This window comes from Endozoicomonas sp. ONNA1 (genome assembly GCF_024606325.1).
Classification (GTDB): Bacteria; Pseudomonadota; Gammaproteobacteria; order Pseudomonadales; family Endozoicomonadaceae; genus Endozoicomonas_A.
In genome coordinates this window covers 1-3750 of sequence record NZ_JAHHPN010000733.1, presented here as the reverse complement: position 1 = coordinate 3750, position 3750 = coordinate 1, and the positions used below count along the sequence as shown (strand labels likewise).

Below are 3750 nucleotides of genomic sequence, written 5' to 3'. Positions count from 1 at the left end.
TCTGGCTGACGTTGTCGTATAGACAGGGATTATCCGGGTCCAGTAGATCGTTAAACTTTGGTAGATCCTCGCTGGTGAGCTTTCGGATATCCATCACCAGAGTCAGTGGCTGTGAACCTTCAAATAGCTTGCCTGAATGCAGAGTGTGGCGACCATCGTCAGAAATGCTCAACCGGCTCACCAGATTAGCCTGTGAGAGGTCATCGGGATGGGAGATAAGGATGACATCCCGAAGTTTATCGCCAGTTTGGGCCAATAAAAGCTGTCGAACTTCATCATCACTGGTGACAAAACAAAAGTCGAAGGAATGAGAGGGCCCGGAGAGTGAGGAATCCGTTGAGGATAAGGTTCTCGCTTTATCAGGCAACGTAATCAGAAGTGACGGTCTACTAAATTTGGGAGTGACATCAGAGCAGATTTCTACTTTTGACGATAGCTCCAGCTTTGGTCTCTTGGCTGTCATGCCACTATAAGGCTGCTCACTGGCAAGAGTGCGTTTGTTTATTACCCCATCAATCCGACCATCCATAGTCAATTTCTCACCTGTATCATGAAGGACTGTATTGAAATGGTTTGACCAATTGACCTTCAGATAAGATGAAAGTTCCATTTGAATGGATATCTGTGACTATTGAAGGAAGTCACCGATCTCGAAAAACTCAACATGACTAAACAGTAGTCACGTATCCAATGAATCAAAAATCGACTTCAAATTCACGCTGCTCAAAAACTCTTCGGCAATGGTTGTTAGCTCATGTGATTTGAGTACCAGAGCATCACTGGCGTTGAGTGCCTCCCGCAGGTAGGCATCCTTAACCGCTTCCTGAAACCCGGGAGAGTCATCAATGGTAGACATCATGGCATACAGCTCTTCTGGTGAGGATGGATCATGAGCGCCATATTTATTTGTAAGCATGAACTCCTCGTTGGAAGCGTCGGCCCAACAATACGTCAGGCAACCGCCGTTTGAGTGCGTCATTCCATAGAGGTAATGACTGAAGGCCTGCAGAATCGCCCGATTGCATTCGTCTATTTCATTATGCAAAGGAAGTCGCTCTTCAGGGGGGACAGATTTGATAAAGTTTGCACGATAATTCTGAGTTTCCGATTTTTTCAAAGCATCGCAGATTTGTTTTCGCGCTGACTCACGTTGATTGATTTTTTCCAATATCTGCTTCAAGTTCGGCCTGCTCTCAACTTTTAGTAGAAACAGGGCTTCGACCTTTTCATTAATCATCGTGTCGCACCAGGAAGGTTGCCCCATAATAATTACCGGACGATGGCTCGCTTTGCCGGAAATTAGCCTCTGAAATGCGGGGTGGTGAAGCAGCATTCGTTCTATATTCGGAACGCCTTCAGGTTCGTCCGTCCAGGCGGCCTGGAGCGATGAGCTGGCGATTTTACTTTCAAGGGATCGCGAAAACCCATCATGACAGTGAGTGACAAAAAAGACATCACCTTTTCTCTGACGGAAATTTTTATAAGCCAACCGCCATGCCTGGCTATTTTTTTCCCTGGACAAGAATTCCCAATAGCACTTTTTCAGGCAATGAGCGGCTTCAATCTTCAGTTCATCGATGCGTTCCAGATGCAGCAATAGCTGATGATGTTGAAAGGCCCCTGTAATATCCTCATAGTAGTTCGGCACCGGATCAAGCCAGCCTGATTTAAGGGCTTCAAGGGCGAAGCGAAGAAACGAAGGTCTGGCCAAGTCACTGCCGTTCAGTATTTTCTCCATTGAACCCAACCATAGCAGAGGGTAGGCTCCCCACTGGACAAACATTTTTGAGTGCAACAACTTGAGTTGTTCAGTGACCTGATCTTTATCACTGTTAGACAATATGTGTTTGACGGCCTCCGACATCGGGTTATACCCGCCATCGCCGACCAATTGCTTCTCGTTATAACCAAATGCTTGTGTCTCCAGCGACTCTAGCAGTGCGACGCCCATGGAAAAACGGGTTAGATCTTTTTCCTCCCAAAGGTTTCTGACTATTTCGGAAATTCTCAGATTGGTTTCTGGCAATGCACTGTTCGTCTCAAGGGCTTTGTTGAGTTCCGCCAGACTCATGCCACAGGCTTTAGCCAGAATTTGCTGTTGTGCTGAATCAGCTCGTTTCAGAAAGTCCTTCAGGAGAGCCTTTATCTTCCTTGACTCAGTGCTGAAAACATTGACCCTTCTGATGGGTTGGAAGTGAGATGTGATTTCTATTATCTCTGCATCTGCTCCGCCCAAATCCGCCGATTTCCAGGTTTGCCCTCCATCCAGGGAATACTCGGCAAAGCAGTGGACACGGTTATCAATTTGTCGGCATGGAATCCCGAAATAACGGCAAAAGGCAATGAAAACAGGCACACGATGACGACAGCTACCTTGCCGCTTGGTTACGAGGAATTTAAAGAAATTTTTCTTGCGCCTGGGTTTAGCCTTACCGGAAAACTGTTCGCAATACTCCGTGATCGCTTTAATTTGCTGCTTTGCGTTTTTAGCGTTCTGTATTTTTTGCAGTGATACCTTTAATTCGGATGGTTGCTCGCCAATGTTCTGAAACAGTTCGTGCAGTACTTTTTTCATACCTTCTGAACAATAGGTGTCCAAAAGTGTTGGTCGGGTTCGTTTAGCAGGTGTTTTATTGCCCGTTGCCCTGGGTTCTACGACATAAGTCACTCGAAGACTCTGATCGGCTTTGGTCTCAGGAACAGTCAGTGTGTGAAGCCCGGTATATTGGTCTCTGACCAGGGTAAATGGCAAATCGGGCTCTATTCGCAGGGCCACGATATAGTCGTCAGGCGTCAGGCTTGGCAATGCGTACCGACCATTTTTCGATAACATTTCCACGGTTCCCAGCGTTTGATCGCTGGCTAATGCCACTGCCTGATCACGCCCCGGTAACCGAACCGGCAGGAGGGCTTCGACCTCCTGAATGTGTCTATTATTAAGAACGATCTCTTTGACATCACCCTTAGCAGACACAAAAATATCCCTTGCCCACCACCGATACATACGGGAAGAGTGTCTGGAACTATTAAAAACTATATAATCCATGGATGTTGGAACCGGCAGGCTCTCATAGTTTGTTCTCTGGTCCAGTGCCGGAGCCCATTTCCCCAGGACTTCCGGATTGTATGTTTCTGGCGTGTTATCACCGCCCATAGCTGGCGCTTTGTTAATACAATCGTCAACCCGAGGGTTCGGCAGATTACTTGTCTGCTGCCAAAACGCGGGCCACCATTGAACTGCATTGGCGTCCCATGCGCTTATCCGCTGATCAATTTCCTGAAGATAAGGCTCGGAAGTCGGCATTTTCAGCGTTTGTTGCTGTTCTTCCGTCAGGGGAAATACGCTATTGGCGTCCACGCCCACAGAACCAAAATGACGAACAAACCAGCGTTGCTGCCAGTACCGGTAGAGTGCCCCGGTGAGAATGTTGTCCGACCTTTCTGGCTCTGGGGAAAGACCGGATGTCAGCCATTTTGCCCGAGCCATTCCCTTGAGAATTTCCGTTCTGGCTTCCTCTTCACCCAGATCTGTTTTAATACGAATTTCATGGCGTTTTTCATCCATACTGTTGAGATCACTGCGGCGTATCAACCAGGGACGATCAATACCCGATACCGTTTGGTTTAACCATTTGCAAAGCCCGGAATCAAGCTCACCCCTGCTCATGGTAAGAGCCGTGACAAGAGCCGATGACTCTGGCAGTGCCTCCAGCGATATCCCGGCCGCCATCAGAAAAAGCCGGTAGTGCC

General features: G+C 47.7%; 2 protein-coding genes. Both read right to left on the bottom strand.

The features are described from left to right. Positions 1 to 529, bottom strand: a 529-nt coding sequence (locus KDK19_RS17585) for a hypothetical protein (protein WP_257292482.1), incomplete at its 3' end; no start/stop codon positions are given. 150 nt (positions 530 to 679) lie between these two features. Next, positions 680 to 3667 carry a transglutaminase-like domain-containing protein gene (locus KDK19_RS17580; protein WP_257292481.1) on the bottom strand — a complete coding sequence of 996 codons (2988 nt, stop codon included), beginning with the start codon at positions 3665 to 3667 and terminating at the stop codon, positions 680 to 682. Positions 3668 to 3750: the final 83 nt, after the last annotated feature.